Genomic DNA, 15,728 nt, shown 5'->3' on the forward strand with positions numbered 1-15,728 from the left:
TGCGGTCACTGCGACAGGAGACGGGAGTTCTATGCGCTCTAGAGCGGAATCCTACCAGTCTGGATCGTATCCGCAGGCGCTGAAGTAGTTTGCGCACTCGGCTGGGGTGAAGTCGTCGGCGAAGCGGCCGATGGCGGCCCAGAGGGCTTCGACGGTGCGCTCGGCGGCCTTGCGGAGCAGGGCCTTGAGCTTCGCGAACGCCTTCTCAATGGGGTTGAAGTCGGGGCTGTAGGGCGGCAGGAAGAGGAGGCTGGCGCCCGCGTCCTTGATCAGCGCATCGGTGCGCGGCCCCTTGTGGCTGGACAGGTTGTCCATGATCACGATGTCGCCGGGGCGGAGCTCGGGGACGAGCACCTTCTCGACATAGGCATCGAAGGCGTCGCGGTTGATCGCTCCGGTGAGCACGAAGGGGGCGATCATGCCGCGCATGGTCAGGGCGCCGACGAAGGTCGTGGTCTTCCAGTGGCCATGGGGGAAGCCCATGCGCAGCCGCTCGCCGCGGGGCGCGCGGCCGTAGGTACGGCCCATGTTGGTCTTCGCCCAGGTCTCGTCGATGAACACGAGGCGCTCCGGGGCCAGGTCGATCTGGCCGTCGAACCACGCCTCGCGCTGCTTCAGGATGTCGGGGCGGTCCTGTTCGGTCGCATGGCCGGTCTTTTTTGCGCGTGAGCCCGTGGCGGCGGAAGAACCGCTGCAGCGTGCCGTAGCCGAAACCGTGGCCCCNNGCTCGGCCAGCGTCGCGCGCAGCTCTTCGGTGGTGACGTCCGGCGTCGCCTCGATCAGCTGCCGGATCAGCGCGCCTTGCGCCTCGACGCGGGCGGAGCGGCGGTCGCCGCCGAGCGGGCCAGGGCGCGGATCACCCTGCGTCCGCTCCAGCGCCCGCCATCGGCTCACGCTGGCGGCGCTGACGCCGAACCGCGCCGCCGCCGCGCGATGGCTCGCGCCTTCCGCCACCGCCTTGAGAACCCGGACGCGAAGATCGAGGGAAAGCGCTGTCGACATGTCCACCGGCCTCCTCCTCCGGCAGACATCTTGAATCAGAACCAGCCCCCAATGGGAATCCCCAACGATTCACTCAGATCGGCCTCCGCTCTAGCGGATGAGCGACGTTCGGCCCGTCCGGTACCTCCGACCCACCAAAGATCGGGTGCCAGGGGAAAGCGGTGCGAGCATCAGCGCACGTCCGCCCGTCTGTCCCTCTTAGGGCACTCTTGCCCTGTAGTTGCGCCAGCCTTTTCAGGTAGGGCAGGAGAACAGTCAGCATCTCCGCCGACGGCAACGATTTATGGCGAGGAGGTTTGCTGCACAGGTTAACGACCCTCCGCCCGCATGATCAAAGTTTAGCCCGTACTATACAACGCCATTGCGCACTTCAGGGTTCCAGAGCATGGACCCTTATGGCACGCATCAAGTGCAACCATCGTCCATGCAGCCGCCGTCGATCGTTGGGCAGCTATGGCATCTATCCTAAGTAATAATACTGTCGTTATCGGTGGACATATGTGGCGCTGTGAGTCCAAAAAAATGGAGGAGGCTGACCATGTCCTGCCCACTGTGCATGCCGGAACTCTGCTGAAGGAGCCGGGGCACCAGCCTGCGCTGAAAACGCAGGCCATTTTCGAGGATGTAACAATCGAGGATTTGCTCGGCCCAGCTTTACCCGTCCCGATTGCCGCGAACCGATCTTGCGTCAGCGCATGTACACCGACTGAAACAGTGCAAGGTGCTTTCCCTCGGCATCACTGAGTTCAAGAAACTGGCCGGCAATATGCCAGTGTCGCGTTTTGCTCAGCACCTCCGCCAGACGTTGCTCCAGTTTATCCAGCGGCGGCAGGCATGCCATCATCGTCGACGCGGCCGCTTTGAACTTCAGTTCGTCGCCGCGCACCTCATAGCCGCCGATCATCTGGTTGCAGCCAACGGTGGCATTGAAACGCATACCGTCGTCGCGCAGGATCATGTGCGGCTCCCGCTGCCGATTGGCGGCCGGTACCAACTCGTCGCCAAACTTGACGATCCGCCAATAGGTGTTGGTCAGCGTGGCGTCGGCGCGATTGCGTTCGCAGAGTTCACCCGGCCAGACGTTGATGAAGCGTTCGACAACGGCGGTGGTTTCGGTCCCTTCGCCTTCCATGCGCGGCCGCTCGACGAGATTCCCTTCGAAGGTCACCATCAGCGGCTGTCCCGGGGCGCGGCGTGACTGCAGGTAGGCGCGTTCCAGGCGACGGAAATCGCCCTCCATCGCCACCGGATACGAACGATCGGTGTGACACTCGGTCAGCCGCGCCGCATCAGCCAGGTAGACGAACATGCCGCTCAGAATTTGCGGTTGGGGAGTGGATGCCGGCTGTGCGTCGCCACTCGTGCCCTGCGTCGCGCCCGCGGGTACATCCGTCGCCGGTTTCTCCGCGGCTTCGGCCGCCGGCTCCGCCACTTTACGCATCGTTATCGCAATTGCGGCTGGGGCGCCGCGTGTGAGCACCGGATGCACCGTGTCTGACGTAAACAGCAGTTGGCCGGCCGCAGTGATACGGGTACGCACGCCATACGTGAACCGCTGGTCAATCTTGGCGGGGTCATAGGCAAGAGCAAAGGCGATGGGAGGTTGGCCAGGGCCGGGAATTTCCGTGCGGGAGATTACGACGGCGGGCGCATCGAGCCGACTGATGTCCTCAAGCGTAGCCTCGAAGACGGCGTCGGCCGGCAGCGTGATGCGCTCACGATAGCTTGCGGTTCCGGTAACCTCTGCCGCCGTACTTGTCACAGGGCGCATAATCGCAAACAAAAGTGCGATCGCAATCAGGTGAAGAATAACCCGGATGCGCATTGGCTTTTCCAGCCCCCTGTTCGTATCAACCAGCGCTATGCTATCACGATCCGGACGCTGGAACAGTGACGGCGTTTGTTTTTGGCTGCTGCCATCAATGGCTTCACCTTCAGGAATCAAGCGCCAACCTCAAAATCCGTGCAGTCCTTTGACCACATCGAGATAGTCTGGTTCGCTATGATTGACGAAGCCATGACGAATTAAGAAATCAATAACAACAAGCGCACAATTAAACTTGAAATCGTCGGTGTTACGCACTGTTTCCATGACCCGCGATATTGGCCATAGATAGAATTCGCTTATCTCACCGTCGCTATTGCTTGGAACAAAATCTTCCGGCAGTTCGATATCGAAGGTATAGAGCACATCACGCCGCAGGCCTTTGCTCCGTTCTGTGCAGTAGCTGATGGCGCCGACCGGTCGTGCGAGGGCGGCAATCTCCGGTGATATACTGGCTTCCTCCTCGCTCTCCTTGAGCAACGTCTCCCAAATGGTGTGATCTGCCGACTTGCCGCCAGCGACGATCTGGTCGAGCTTACCGGGAGCCGTGGGTTTATCCAGGCTGCGTCGACCGACCCACATCCGCATGTCGGCGCCACGACCGACGAAGCCGTTGACATGGATGCCGCTGCCGTAGGTGCCAAAAAGTGGAACGGCGGCGCGCTCGATCAGCAGCAGCGGTGGCGCGCTAGGATGCGCTGCGACCGGGTACAGTTCGTCACGCCAACCATTGACGACACCTTGTTGCGACAACGCACGCAACACACGGTCCACGGCGGCCGTCCGAGCAGCGGGCGTGATGAGCGCCGTTGCCAGATTGACGCTGCCGGCGTTGACGACGAAGACATCAGCAAACGCCGCCAGTCTGGCAGCAAGCTCCGGGGTAACAAATCCCACCACGGCGTCGTCGATCTGGAAGGGCAGATACCGATCCGGATTGAACGCCGTGCACGCGTGGATACGGTCAAGAAAGCTCATCAGTCCTCGCGGTCAACCAAGCCTCTGGTCTACAAGCCGGCGAGGTTTTCGCCAAGCCGTTTGCCGCGCAGGAATCCCGCTGTCTGCCGTCAAACCCCGAGCAGGCAGCGAATCAAATCGCCAAAGCCCGCTCCGTCAGGCAACCGATGTCTGGCCGCGATCGCGTCCGGTGCGGATATACGCGACGGCGCAGTGCTTGGAACAATAAGGCTTTCCAGGCACCACCTGCTCGCCGCAAAAATGGAAGGCCTTGTCACCAGGGTTACCAACCGGCCAACTGCACATCTCCGAGGTCAAAGCTTCCAACTTGACCACGTCGGCAACGTCGGCGGTGTCCTCGTCGTCCTTCGCTGAAGGACGACGCTTCGGCAGGCCCAGCCGGTGAACTTTGCCGATGACCGCGTTTTTGGTGATTCCCAGCCGTCGGCCGATTTCGCTTGTCGACAGCTCCTCATTCCAAAGGGCGATCAGGGCGGCGATGCGTTCGGGTGTCCACTCGGCAGAAGTCATCGGGCCAGTGCTCGTCTCTCAGTGGGAAGAATCTGTCTTGTACGGGTGACGTTGCGCCCGATTCTCGCGAATCGCGCTCTTCATAAGCAAAGTCACCCACCATTCTTACCATCTTTACGGCATTTGTCTACAAGATATAGGGTTATCCACAACATTTCGCGTTCGAGGGGCAAACACACCTTCGATTTGGATGATACCCGCTATATTCCACTCTTGTGGCGCAACAATGCGCCTTGTCCGTACAGTGGCAGTCAGCCCTGTCGAGCACCGATGCTCCCATGTTTTCGCCTGACCGGTCGGCCCCAGCGCTGATGCCAAGGAGCGAGCCGTCGTCCCGATAGAAGACGAAGCCGCCCAAGGTCGCATTCGGCAGCATGCCTCTCGCCCAATCAGGCGCCTCGTCGATCGCATGGAAGCGGGTTGCTCCACCGGTAGGATCCTGGATCGCCGCCGCCATGGCGCGACGAGCGATCCGCAGGCACGAGGCGTAGGCAGGATGATCCTCGATCACGACCCGCTCTGCGCCATCGGCTGCTGTCAGTGCTGCCAGGTGACGGGCGAAGTGGCGTAGACGCGCGACGTCTGCATCCTCGACAGTCGTTTCAACCCGATCGCCTCCGGGAGCGCACCCTGTGGATGCCTTCACCTGATTGGCGAGCGTTGCCGCGATTGCTTCGAGGGTCCGAATTTGCTCGCCACGGCCGAGCACGAACAAGATTTTCGCAAATGTGGCAGTCAGTTGAGCAGCTTGCTGCTGCACCTGGGCGCGGCTGGGCTCGGTGGTGGCCAAGATGATCTCCATGAATACACATCAGCGGTGAGCGGCAGCGGGGATGGGCCGCCCCGATTCCGGCTCGCGGCTCCGGCCGGCGAAGCCGTCAGACGTCGAAGCTGCTGGGGGCGGTGGTACCGGCCGATAAGGGCCGCCAGTTCAGGCGACCGGAGGCGACGGCGTGCGCCGGGGCCAGCACTCGCGGCAGGCGGACCGGCTCACTGAGGAGGCAACCGGCGACGGCGTCGAGCCCGTCGTCGCGAACCCGGGCGCCTGGACGCCATTCGCGCATCTCTTCTATGAAAGGCGTCGACCAGACGCTGGCATGGGCGTGCAGACGCCCGGCGGCAAGCACCGCGTCGAACGCATCGATGATCCGCAGGTCCTTATTACGGGTGGATACGTGCTCACGCACCACGCACGGCGCCCGAATGGCGCTGGCCTCGCGTTGCAGCAGGCTGGGGAGAAAGCGGCCGATGCCGTTGGTCTCGATGGTGACCACCGGCAGGTAATGGGTGCGGGCAAAATCGGCCACCTGCCGGCAGAGCTGGGTCGCTTCATCAACTTCCTGCGCCCGCGCCGGGTCGTGGGTGAGATAGCGGACGCTGTGTAGCCAGCTGTCCCCCTCACGGTCGGTGTAGACGGCGGCAACCACATTAGCATCGCCGCGGTTCGGGGCGCCGAAGGAAGGGTCCCACCAACAGGACGCCGACACTAGGCGGCGCGTGCCCAGCATCAGGACGCTTTCCTGGTTACCCTCGGTATAGTCGAGGCTATCGCTGTAACAATGCAAACGATCGGGATCGAGACGTCCATCAAGGATGTTGCGCGGACGCAGCATCATCTGGCTGTCAAACTTGGCCGGACCCGTGCGCAGTCGGATGGCCTCGATTTTGGTCGTCGAATAGCGCTCAGACCAGCGGCTGTTGCCGTTTGCATCGAGAATCGGAATCTCAAGGCGACGAAATCCGGCAAGTAGCGGCGTCGTCTTCCCTAGCTCGGTCCCGTTCGATATGGAATAGATCGAATGATAGGTATGTGGCGTACCAACGAATAATTGAAGTCCGCCGGGAACGAGAACGTACTCTATTTCACGCAACCTTGTACGAAGCTCCGTACGCTTTTGCGGCGTATCGCAGGTATTCGGGACTTCCACATCATCGCAAATGACTACGTCAGCACGCAGCCCGGTGACATTTGCGCTGATCCCCTTTGCCAGCATCGACGGATCGCGCAGCTCTGCCGCGCGGCTGATCGTGAACTGATCGGCAGCCCATTGGTCGCTGCGTGCGGGCTTCAGTCTCGCCGTGAGCGGATGTCGCTCGATGATGCGGCGAACGTTGCGCACCATCTTACGCGCCACGGCAAAATCGCCGGCCAACACCAGGACACGCAGATCCGGATTGCGATACAGCAGCCAGCTGCAGAACAGCCCGACGAGGGTCGATTTGCCGGAGTTGCGAAATGCCAAGAGCACGAGATCACGCTCGCCGCTGTCCCAGGCCGTTGCCAGCCAACGCCCGATCTCCACATGCAGGTCGGGCGTTGGCAAGCCCTGGGTCTTGTTCCAGATCCAGACGAACTGCGGAAACCCCGCCCTGCTCATGCCAAGAATCCCGGGCGAGGCCCGAACAGACGTGCAGCGCATCGTGAATGGTTCCCAGGTCGATCTCGCATCACTCGCATCCCCAATCCACGCGGGGTCAGTTTGCGGCCAGCGTCGACAATTCGGGACAATCGCGCTGCAGTTCTTCGAGCCATGGCTGGCCGAGGCGGGAATCCGCTGCCGCACGTTTGATCGTCATCGGGCTCAGCAGCGGATCGAGGCAACGCAGGCGACGCAGGCGCTGACGCTCGATGTTCGCGTCCACCAGGGTATCGAGGACGGATTGTTCTGCGGCCGCTGTCGAAGAGTCGGTCATCTCTCGGGCGCGCTCCACGTATGTACAGGACGACAACGTTCCAGCGAGGCACGCCAGGAGAAGCAGCGGCAATCGCACTGTCCTCAAAATAACTGCGCTGAAGAAAGTCCGGAAACGAACCTTGTCAGTAAGCATGGCCATGCTCCATTACGTCGGACACACAATGTCAATCGCCCAGCAAGATACTGGACGCGTGCCGTCTCAAAGGTGGTGGAGATCTGTTAGAATACTGAGAGCGAGTTCAGGTTTGTGGGCTACCGTATTGGTCGAGAGCTGCCTCGGCTTCTTCGATTAACTGATGGATATGGTCATCATCACCAGGACTAATCTCACTGCTCACATCGGCTGCGTTGCGCGCCCACTGCGCCAGCTTAATCAGCAGATGGACGTGCGCGAGTGCGGCGCGGCAATTCGCCTGAAACGCGGCAAAGTCCTTCGACCCTTCGGGTGGTGTGCTGTTAGCGAAGTAGGCATAGACAGAAAGCGCCTTATCAAGCAGGCGCGAAAGGCGCGTCACTAGATCCTGACGCAGTCCTTCCCAGGCATCGTCTTTCAAGGCGCATCCCTCATCGTGAGAGCATGATCGAAGAGCCAAAATTGCTGAACATACAGATGCCGTTGTGCATCAACAGGCTTAACGTCGATCATGCATATTGCAGAATTCTCAACTCTTCGACATCGCTCTAATGTAGAAACCGCTTTCGAATGTGGGCTTCTATTACTAAAAGCATTCAGCAGACGTTGTTCTATTGTGGTACCACCAAACGTAAATTACCATCAGGTAGCGGCGCTACATTTTCTGTACGCTGCGCGGCCGGGGAGCGTTGTTCGATAATATTGCGCTCCTCTAATTGAAGCACGAGGATGACGCTGAAGACACACATCGTCAATACCATCACCCCACCAATAAGAACATGAAATACCTTTTCTTTAACATCGTGCGCTGTGAATTTTGAAACCCAGGTCATCTGAAATTCTTCGAGACGCGTATCAATATCCTTCTGTTTAGTATCCAGTATAAGGACCTGCGAGTACGTTTCACGTATCGTATCCATCAGGCCATTGAACAAACGTGCCTTAATCAAGCTGATATCCACGCGCAGTTCGTTAGTCGAATGGCTGATCTCGTCTATCTTCCCCATTTGTTCCAGGACTCGAGTCACAAATTGCGCATCTACGTTGGCGGCCTGATCAACGTAACCTGAAGACATGCGGGTCGTCATAAAGTGGATCTCCGAGCGTTAAAATCGGTGTCGGTAGCGCTGCTTGCCGAGCGTTAGAGTGGCGTGTCGGAGCTGGCGCATGCTTCCAGTAGAGCGATCGGACGGCACTCGCGGCAAGGTGCAAGTCCTTGATCCTAATGACAGTATTCGCAAATCTAGAACGGGCATTGCACCCGCTGATCATCGTTGCCGTCACTCACGCGAGACCGTCATCCTTGGCGGCTATTCATCAAGAAGTGAAAGGCCGCCGGAAACTCCCTGCCGCACCAGCGAAAGTCCGTTGCGGTAGGCGGGATACGTGCTGTCCAACAAGCTCTTCGACTGCCCCCAACGGTACTCATCGTTGATCCGTTGGATACGCTGATTGGCAAGCTCAACCGAATCCGCGTCCTCCTGGGCGGCATCGCCGGCGAGAGTTGCCAGTGCGGCCGTGCTGGAGCCGCCGCCACTCGTGCCTTGCGCGCCAAAGCGGGCACGGCTGGAGGCAAGTTGGCGTTCCAGGTTGTCCTGGCGCGTCCGCTCCTCGATCTGTTGCGAAGTCTTGATCTGGTCGGCTTGCGACTGGGCGGCGGCGGCGGCTGATGCCGCATTAACTTTTGCTTTCTCTTTGCTCTGCGCGTTATCCATCGCGTACTGCATGGCAGAGAAAGCGGTGGATGTAGCGAACCCACCCATGGACAGTCTCCTCGTTTATCTGCAGTGGCAGGAAGCTGGCGGGATACGGTGTTCGACGCTGGTTACGACGCCTCTGCTTGCGACGCAGGCCAAACCAGCTCAGGTGGTGACACTGAATTCGGTCATCACCGAAAGCAGGGTGAAGGGCATTGGCGTATCCTGTTCGATCCGCCAGATCGATTCCAAGCCACCTTGCCGCCAACCGAGCACGCGAATGCGCTTGTCACCGGAAAAGCGCGGTGGCGGCGCATCGAAATGGTGATCGACACCCAAACGGCGGAAGGGCACCTCTTCCAGCCCATTGCCGACATCCAACCGCAGACAGGCAGTGTCCCAGACGCGGAAATTGATCGCGATCGGCCGCATCCGGTTGGCAATCTGCGCATCTCCCGGCAGGGCGGGAGGGAGCGGCTCCACAATGTGAGTGTATCCCAGTCCCGCCTGCAGCGACGTCACCGGATCTTCAAGTGTCACCTTGCCATCGGTAACATCGACATCTGGAGCGGCTACCCCGTTGGCGACCACTTTGACCGTATGGCCTTCCAGGTGCGACAGGCCCGCCCACTCCGCCGTTGCAGNTGTATCACTCATGCCGACCAGGCCGGCGTCGACGCATAAATCGGAGTCGAAGACTTCAATAAAGGTGCCGCCGGCGCGCTCCACGAGAACGAACATCTGCTCGCCGACGGCAGCAACGCTGCGGAAAGAGCCTTGCGTCTCCAGTCGGCTCCACGCCGTGACTTCTTCGTCGCGGTAAACGGTGAGGGTGGCGATGTGGCCGGCTTCCATCACCACGTGAAACAGCCGGTTGGCCTTGTCGTAGTCCATGGCGATCGGCTTGGCGAAGAGATGGTGCGCCAGCAGCGCCGTATCCCCCGACTGATAAGCCTGTTCGGTGTCGCTATAGATGAACTCACGCAACTGTGGGCCGGTGCGCGGCACGAACAGGGTCGCGCCATCCACGTCGCGCGGCGGCAGAGTGCGGTCGATGGGTGATCCAACGCGTGTCTGTCGATGCACCTGAATGTTGGTCGGCGTCAGAGGATCGCCCGCCACCATCCACTCCGCCCCGGACGTGAACACCTGCAGGTGGCGACCAGAGAAGACATGGCGAATGGCGTTGACCTGATCGGAAAGAATGGGAAAGTCGATTGCCTCATCGTCCCGCGCCTTGCCAACGGAAAAATTGAACAGATCGGACGACTTGGACAGCCAAAGGCGGTTCGGAAGATCACGCGACCCGCCAACGACAAGACGATCCTGGTGAAAGCAGACTGACGCCGGCCACCCACGGGCAGCCGACCATGCCTGCTCGCTCCAATCCACCGTCGCGTCGGTCCCGGTCAACGGTTCCTGCACCGACGCGGCCGCGCGGCTTGGATTGATCAAGCCGGTGATCACTACTTCCTTGTCGTTCAGACGGAAGCGGCTGCCAATGTGCTGCGCGGTGAAAACGTCCGCATTGGCGTCAAGGAAGATGCCCCCGGTCGTCGCCGATGGTTTCAGGGTGATATTCCAGGCGACGAATTTGTGCTGTGGCCAAAACCTCCGGTTAAGCTCGGACGTGGTGTCCTGGGCGATCTGCCAGTCCGCGAGTGCCCATCGACCATCAGCCAGGCGCGTCAGCTGCTTCGGTGGTGTATCCGGATGAACGACGAGGAGCGTATCGGCGCTCTGCGTCCAATTGAGCTGGTGGACCTGCTCGATCGTCCACGGAGTGACTAGTTCGGCGACGTGGGTACCGGATTGATAGATATCGAGCGCACGGTCAGTGAGGACGAAAAGGTAGGTCTGCTCAACATTGAATTCGAAGGCGATCAGCCGGCCGTCGCCCTTGGCCATATCGACGAACCGCAGGCCCCAGCGGCGAAACACGCCACCCGTAGGGTGGATGAAGACGTTTGTCAGCCGACGCGCGCCGTTCAGATAGGCGCGAAGGTCGGTGCGTCCGAGCAGGTCGGGCGAGAGCTCTCCCGAGGTAAAGCTCGTTTTGTAATTGCTGACGTGCGGCATCAGTAGCGACTCGCAATAAGGGTGAAGTCATCGACTGCTGCGGGCGTTTCCTCCTGCGCGTCGATCAGTCGCGCACGGCGAGCCTCGTACTCAGCCACCTCTCGCAAGGCCTCCCAGCGGGCGGTGCTGTCCGTCAACGGAATGCAGAATTCCGCCGCCAGATTGGCGATCAGCGTCATGTCGAAGAACGGTGGGAAATCGGTCTCAAGCGGACGAAAAATATAGGTCAGCACCACATCGCTCGCGTCCGTCCGCAGCTGTCGTTGCGCGATCTTGTAGACAAGGCCGGCGCCGCGTCCGTCGGTACCGGCGGAAAGAACGCGAATGCAATCTGCAGGGAGCTGGAACGCATTTTGGAAGTCCGCGATAGGCGGCGTCGCCAGCATCGTCAATCGCTGTTGCGTCGTCGCGAAGTTCCATGGGTGGGCAGAGAGCAGGGAATCGCGCACCGTCGGATACAGACTGGCGGCGATTTCCGCTTCGGCTGTTCCCTCTTCGAAGGAGGAGATGCTGTTCGCGCCAACCTTAAGCAGCGCACGTGAGCACAGGTCGATCTGACTGAGCGCCATGTCGGTCTTTCCGCATCAAAGGGAGGGGGCAGGGCAGGGCGGCGGCTGTCGGAGCGTGCGCCCGGTCATCGCTTGCACAAAACCGACGCCAATCCCCCCCTGCCAGCGCCACGCCAGCGCGGCAGGAGGATTGGAACGCTTGCGCTTCGGTACACCTAGTCGGTGTTGTCGGCGCCGACCCGGGTCAGATTAGCGACGTCAACAACGCCGGCCGAGCTACGCGCGACGAGGAAAATACCTGCTGCCGGTGTGCCGTCGGTATCGCAGTTGGCCATCATCATGTCGCCAACACGCAGCATCTCCACCGCCTGGCTGAAATAGCCGGTGCTGTCCACCTGGTCGGCAGTGTCAGTGGTGCAGTAGTGCCAAAGCGTAAAGCCGTTGGCGTAGCCGAGGACGCTCAGATTGTGAGGATTGTAAGCCATGGCTCGGACCTCTCAGCTCTCGATGCAGCGAAGCGCGACGACGCCGTTCGGATCGATCAGACAGGCGCCTTGGCTCATCATGTTGTTGACGAAATGGGCGGCACGATCGCCGTGCCAAGTGATATCGGTCTTCACGTCAGAGCCGGTGGCATGACCGATTGCCGTCTTGTGGTACCAGAAGCAGCTCCGGACCGCGGCCGCCTTGGGCAGGCCGGAGTGGGGCAGCCAAAGGGTACCCAGCCAGCGCTTTGCCTGCGTTCCCTTCCAGGGCAGTTCGTCGTCGCCGATGTAGTCGGCGTTGGCGAACTCTTCGATGTTGAGCAGTTCGCTCCACTGCTTCCAACCGATCACGGCGTAGCGCTGACCGTCGTCGGGAACATCGGCTTCGCCCAGCACCTCAAACGCGGTGAGGATCTTCGCCTTGGTTAGACCGTCGGTGGCGAGGCCGGCAAAGTTGGTCGAACGGGCCAGTTCGCCGATGATCAGCTCGTCGGACTTGCGGCCAAGGGCGAAAGCGCCGGCGCGTGCCACCACCTGCTGTTCGTTGATGTTGGTCTTCAACTCGTCGAGCTTGTCGATCCAGTCGCCGGCATAGAAGTCCTGCAGAATGCATTCCACCGGCTCGTGGTCCACATTCATCACCGGCACCATGCCATGACGCGCCTTGGTGCTGGCGGTACCTTTGCCGACCTTCTGAAACGTGGTGGTCGCTCCGACAACGCTATCCTTGGAGCGAACGGTGTTGCGAAGCTTGGAGCCCATCTGCTGATACTGCACATGGACTTCGGCCTCGAAATTCTTGACGAACGAGAGTCCGATCGATGTGGACATTCAAACTCACTCCTGATGCCTGGGGAGGCGTGAATGCAACCGACCGCGGTTGTGGCGTCGCCGCCGCAGCGGAGTACGAACCGGAGGTAGGGCCCTAGATCGTCCACATACGCTGGGGTTGTCCGTTCCGGCGGATTGGGAAAATGGAGGCTTAAGCGATGATAACGGGGGCTGTGTCTTTACCCTCGGTCATCGCCAGGAACTGCGGGGCGCCGAACTCCGGAGTCCGACGCCCCGCACGCGAGCCGCGCCACCTTGGCGGGCGCGCTCATCTCTAGTCGACGTAAAGACGACGAAAGCCGTCACGAACTTTGTTGACGACGGCCGGATCGTGGTCCCGCCAATAGCGGGGATCACGCATCATTGAGCGCAGTTCCGCATCATTGGGCACGCCACCGATGCTGCCGATATCGCGCGACAGACCAGGCTCGTTGCTGCTGTCACCCATCATCTTGTGCATAGTGACCACCCCTTCAAAGGTGGTCGACAGCGCCTCGAACACCCGCGGCGGCAAGTGCGAGCGGCCCCAGGCGGCAACCTGGCGAGCGACTTCCCGCCACCGTTCCTTGCCGCCGAAATGCTGTTCCAGGCGCTTGCTCTGGTTGTCGGCCTCAAACAAGGAGGCCAGTTCACCGATCAGCGGCAGCAGGTGATCGCAGGCCAGATCGTACACGAGCTGCGCCTGCTCGTTGCTGAAGCCAGCCTGATGCAGCCGCTGGTTCACCTGCGGATCAACCGTCAGCAGATCGTCGCGGACGGAGATTCCGTACGCGTCGGGGGTGGGTGGAACGTCGCGGGTGGGAAGGCTGCTCAGCTTACGTTCCAGATCGAGATAGGACTTGATGAGCGCGTCCTGCCGGACCTCGCCCGCCTTGTCGTCCCAGAACTTATCCGGAAGGTTCGCCGGTCGTGCCGAGGCCTTCGCCTTTGCGGTTCCCGGGTTAGCAACCCCGGATCAGCAGCCGATGTCTCGGCGGTGCCGGCTGCGAGTCCGGCAGTCAGGAGATTATCATTCATCTGTGTTACTCCGTGTGACAACAGCGGTCTCCTGTTCCGGCTCACTCATGGCTGCTGCTGGCGAACTCAAGGCGCCGCTGCGCAAGCCCTGAGCCGATAGCTTGATTAAATACGCAACCAGCGAGCGTTGGCCTTCAAGATGGCGCAGCATCGTCTCCGACGCGCCGGGGCCGAGCGTGCGTTCGAGGGTAAAGGTGCGGAGGTGTTTGATGACGCGCTGACCGTCAGGGCTGCAGAAGCAGCGTGCCGCCGCGTTTGCCAGCCCCTGGTCTCCAGGCGTTGCGGCTGACGCGGCACCGGCGGGACGCAGCGCTTCGAACCAGCTCCATCCTGTTTCGGCGCGGTTCATCGGCTGCCTCGTGTTTCCGGTGCAGTGAGCTGGCGAAGAAATGTGGCGAGCACGGCTTCCGCAGTGGCACCCGCTGTAGCCGGCGCCGCCGTGGGATCAACGCTGGCCGCAAATGCCGCCAGTCCTGGTGCCGGAGCCCCAGCCACCTCGGTGGCCGGCGCCTCGCGCATCAACTCCACCGGAACCCCAAGCGACGTGCCGAGCCAGCGAGCGGTGGCCTGCGGATCGATTGCTGCCAGACCTTCGGGACCAAGGTTGCGAACGCTGTCGAGCCACATCAGCGTGTTCTGCACGTCGAGCTGCGCCTGGAAACGGGCTTGTGGCGAACGGTAGTCCAGGGCAACGAATCGGTGGTCGAGGGGGAAATCCTCGATTTCACCGCGGCGGGCGAGGATCGACCGCGCCCGGCTCACCAGCGGCGCCATAAGTTCCGACTGCAAGCGGCCGTAAGCCGCCCCAAGGATGCGAGCGATCTCCGCCGCCCGCTGCAGAACCTCTGTTGCCGTCATCCGCGGGCCGTTGATCTGGCCCAGTTGTTCGACAAACAGCGCTTTGCGTATGCGCTCTCGCAACTGATTCAGCACCAGATCGGAGACATCGAAGCGACCAGGCGCCTGCAGTGGCGTCAAACCGGCGGAGCCGACCGCTTTGGGAATGATCGTGCCCGGAATGAGCTTGATCGTTGCCGGATTGATGACCCCGTCGTCGTCCGCCTGCCAGATGCCAGTCACGGCGATGGACGCATTCTTCAACACCAGTTCCACCACCTTGTTGGCGGTGCGGATGTCAGGCAGTGCCTTCATCACCGGCGATCGGCCGTAGATTTCGCCGGGAGCTTTCAGCCAGCGAAAATTGATAAAGGGCGACGAGGCGAAGCGACCCTGGGCGAGAATTAGCGGCTCGCCATCGCGGTCGGTGTGCGTTTCGGCGACGGCAACGTAGCGATAGCCGTTGCCGTCCGGGATCACCGCTTCGATCACGGCGAGACGCTGATCCGACCGCCTGTCCTTCGAACCGAGAATGCGTTCCGCCTCCACCGACAGCTGAAACCGGGCACTCAATTGCGCGGGAGTCAGCTCGCAGCGTCGGTAGGTCACGTCGAGACGGCCACCGGCGCCTTCGTCGAGGACAGCGTGCGCCAGCGGCACCGCGGTGAAGCGGAACGCCGATGGTTCGCCCGGCGGCGCCTCTTCAAACAGCAGGCATGCGGTCCCGGCGGTCACCAGATCAAGATAGCACTGGTGCATTTCGACCGCGAAGTTCGACCGCTCGATGTGTGACTGCATGATTGCCGTCGCTCGCTCCAGCGCGGCGCCGAGCTCTGCCCGATCGCTGGCCACCACGTCCGGGCCAACGGAGAAGCCGAACCAACGCCCGCCGGGTGGGGTCAGCTGCGACATGATGCTGGCTGCCAGCTGATCGACCGCATCCGGCGCTGTGCCGTCAAACAATCGATCACCACGGCGAGGGCCAAGAGAATCGCCGCGTACGGCGCTATCGCGCGAGGGAAGGGCGAAATCGTAGCAGTCCTGCCACACTCCTTCCCATGCCGATCGTCTGTCCTTGGCCGATTGATACTGGGCTATCACATCCTTCGGCAGAAATGTGTTCATTCTG

16 protein-coding genes are annotated in these 15,728 nt (G+C 61.1%); all 16 read right to left on the reverse strand.

Features of this window, described 5'->3' with window-relative positions:
- Positions 1 to 51 precede the first annotated feature (51 nt).
- Positions 52 to 1,002 carry an IS630 family transposase gene (locus HQ394_RS10155; protein ID WP_190260156.1) on the reverse strand — a complete coding sequence of 317 codons (951 nt, stop codon included), beginning with the start codon at positions 1,000 to 1,002 and terminating at the stop codon, positions 52 to 54.
- A 688-nt stretch (positions 1,003 to 1,690) separates the two neighbouring features.
- Positions 1,691 to 2,947, reverse strand: coding sequence for a YbaY family lipoprotein (locus HQ394_RS10160; RefSeq protein ID WP_190260157.1), 1,257 nt, complete (start codon positions 2,945 to 2,947; stop codon positions 1,691 to 1,693).
- Between the two features lie 9 nt (positions 2,948 to 2,956).
- Positions 2,957 to 3,805, reverse strand: a complete 849-nt coding sequence (locus tag HQ394_RS10165; protein ID WP_190260158.1) for a DUF4743 domain-containing protein — start codon at positions 3,803 to 3,805, stop codon at positions 2,957 to 2,959.
- 135 nt (positions 3,806 to 3,940) lie between these two features.
- Entirely contained in the window at positions 3,941 to 4,315 is a 375-nt protein-coding gene (locus HQ394_RS10170; protein ID WP_190260159.1) for a GcrA family cell cycle regulator, read from the reverse strand.
- A 142-nt stretch (positions 4,316 to 4,457) separates the two neighbouring features.
- The gene (locus HQ394_RS10175; protein ID WP_190260160.1) at positions 4,458 to 5,117 is read right to left on the reverse strand and encodes a cell wall hydrolase; all 660 of its coding nucleotides are present in this window, start codon (positions 5,115 to 5,117) and stop codon (positions 4,458 to 4,460) included.
- Between the two features lie 76 nt (positions 5,118 to 5,193).
- On the reverse strand, positions 5,194 to 6,693 hold the full coding sequence (gene terL, locus HQ394_RS10180) for a phage terminase large subunit (RefSeq protein ID WP_190260161.1): 1,500 nt from the start codon (positions 6,691 to 6,693) through the stop codon (positions 5,194 to 5,196).
- Positions 6,694 to 6,790: 97 nt separating this feature from the next.
- A complete protein-coding gene (locus HQ394_RS10185; protein WP_190260162.1) occupies positions 6,791 to 7,009 on the reverse strand; it encodes a hypothetical protein in 219 nt (72 codons plus the stop codon).
- Positions 7,010 to 7,250: 241 nt separating this feature from the next.
- Positions 7,251 to 7,565, reverse strand: a complete 315-nt coding sequence (locus tag HQ394_RS10190; protein ID WP_190260163.1) for a hypothetical protein — start codon at positions 7,563 to 7,565, stop codon at positions 7,251 to 7,253.
- Between the two features lie 190 nt (positions 7,566 to 7,755).
- A complete protein-coding gene (locus tag HQ394_RS10195) occupies positions 7,756 to 8,232 on the reverse strand; it encodes a hypothetical protein (protein WP_190260164.1) in 477 nt (158 codons plus the stop codon).
- A gap of 222 nt (positions 8,233 to 8,454) precedes the next feature.
- Positions 8,455 to 8,907: a hypothetical protein gene (locus HQ394_RS10200; protein ID WP_190260165.1), complete on the reverse strand. Its 453-nt coding sequence runs from the start codon at positions 8,905 to 8,907 to the stop codon at positions 8,455 to 8,457.
- A gap of 2,012 nt (positions 8,908 to 10,919) precedes the next feature.
- Complete coding sequence (locus tag HQ394_RS10210; RefSeq protein ID WP_190260167.1) at positions 10,920 to 11,489, reverse strand: hypothetical protein; 570 nt, start codon at positions 11,487 to 11,489, stop codon at positions 10,920 to 10,922.
- 155 nt (positions 11,490 to 11,644) lie between these two features.
- Positions 11,645 to 11,914: a hypothetical protein gene (locus tag HQ394_RS10215; RefSeq protein WP_190260168.1), complete on the reverse strand. Its 270-nt coding sequence runs from the start codon at positions 11,912 to 11,914 to the stop codon at positions 11,645 to 11,647.
- Positions 11,915 to 11,926: 12 nt separating this feature from the next.
- Positions 11,927 to 12,745 carry a phage capsid protein gene (locus HQ394_RS10220; protein ID WP_190260169.1) on the reverse strand — a complete coding sequence of 273 codons (819 nt, stop codon included), beginning with the start codon at positions 12,743 to 12,745 and terminating at the stop codon, positions 11,927 to 11,929.
- A 274-nt stretch (positions 12,746 to 13,019) separates the two neighbouring features.
- Positions 13,020 to 13,589 carry a capsid assembly protein gene (locus HQ394_RS10225; protein WP_317629038.1) on the reverse strand — a complete coding sequence of 190 codons (570 nt, stop codon included), beginning with the start codon at positions 13,587 to 13,589 and terminating at the stop codon, positions 13,020 to 13,022.
- A gap of 165 nt (positions 13,590 to 13,754) precedes the next feature.
- Positions 13,755 to 14,111, reverse strand: a complete 357-nt coding sequence (locus tag HQ394_RS10230) for a Bbp19 family protein (RefSeq protein ID WP_190260171.1) — start codon at positions 14,109 to 14,111, stop codon at positions 13,755 to 13,757.
- Positions 14,108 to 15,724: a portal protein gene (locus HQ394_RS10235; RefSeq protein WP_190260172.1), complete on the reverse strand. Its 1,617-nt coding sequence runs from the start codon at positions 15,722 to 15,724 to the stop codon at positions 14,108 to 14,110. The genes HQ394_RS10230 and HQ394_RS10235 overlap by 4 nt, the downstream gene beginning before the upstream one ends.
- Positions 15,725 to 15,728 lie beyond the last annotated feature (4 nt).

Source organism: Defluviicoccus vanus (assembly GCF_014672695.1).
GTDB lineage: Bacteria > Pseudomonadota > Alphaproteobacteria > Rhodospirillales > Defluviicoccaceae > Defluviicoccus > Defluviicoccus vanus.

Bases quoted from the DNA above. Each gene is read 5' to 3' on its own strand.
- HQ394_RS10170 (WP_190260159.1), bottom strand. From the start codon at position 4,315: ATGACTTCTGCCGAGTGGACACCCGAACGCATCGCCGCCCTGATCGCC.
- HQ394_RS10165 (WP_190260158.1), bottom strand. From the start codon at position 3,805: ATGAGCTTTCTTGACCGTATCCACGCGTGCACGGCGTTCAATCCGGAT.
- HQ394_RS10220 (WP_190260169.1), bottom strand. From the start codon at position 12,745: ATGTCCACATCGATCGGACTCTCGTTCGTCAAGAATTTCGAGGCCGAA.
- HQ394_RS10200 (WP_190260165.1), bottom strand. From the start codon at position 8,907: ATGGGTGGGTTCGCTACATCCACCGCTTTCTCTGCCATGCAGTACGCG.
- HQ394_RS10175 (WP_190260160.1), bottom strand. From the start codon at position 5,117: ATGGAGATCATCTTGGCCACCACCGAGCCCAGCCGCGCCCAGGTGCAG.
- HQ394_RS10195 (WP_190260164.1), bottom strand. From the start codon at position 8,232: ATGACGACCCGCATGTCTTCAGGTTACGTTGATCAGGCCGCCAACGTA.
- terL (WP_190260161.1), bottom strand. From the start codon at position 6,693: ATGAGCAGGGCGGGGTTTCCGCAGTTCGTCTGGATCTGGAACAAGACC.
- HQ394_RS10230 (WP_190260171.1), bottom strand. From the start codon at position 14,111: ATGAACCGCGCCGAAACAGGATGGAGCTGGTTCGAAGCGCTGCGTCCC.
- HQ394_RS10215 (WP_190260168.1), bottom strand. From the start codon at position 11,914: ATGGCTTACAATCCTCACAATCTGAGCGTCCTCGGCTACGCCAACGGC.
- HQ394_RS10185 (WP_190260162.1), bottom strand. From the start codon at position 7,009: ATGACCGACTCTTCGACAGCGGCCGCAGAACAATCCGTCCTCGATACC.
- HQ394_RS10210 (WP_190260167.1), bottom strand. From the start codon at position 11,489: ATGGCGCTCAGTCAGATCGACCTGTGCTCACGTGCGCTGCTTAAGGTT.
- HQ394_RS10235 (WP_190260172.1), bottom strand. From the start codon at position 15,724: ATGAACACATTTCTGCCGAAGGATGTGATAGCCCAGTATCAATCGGCC.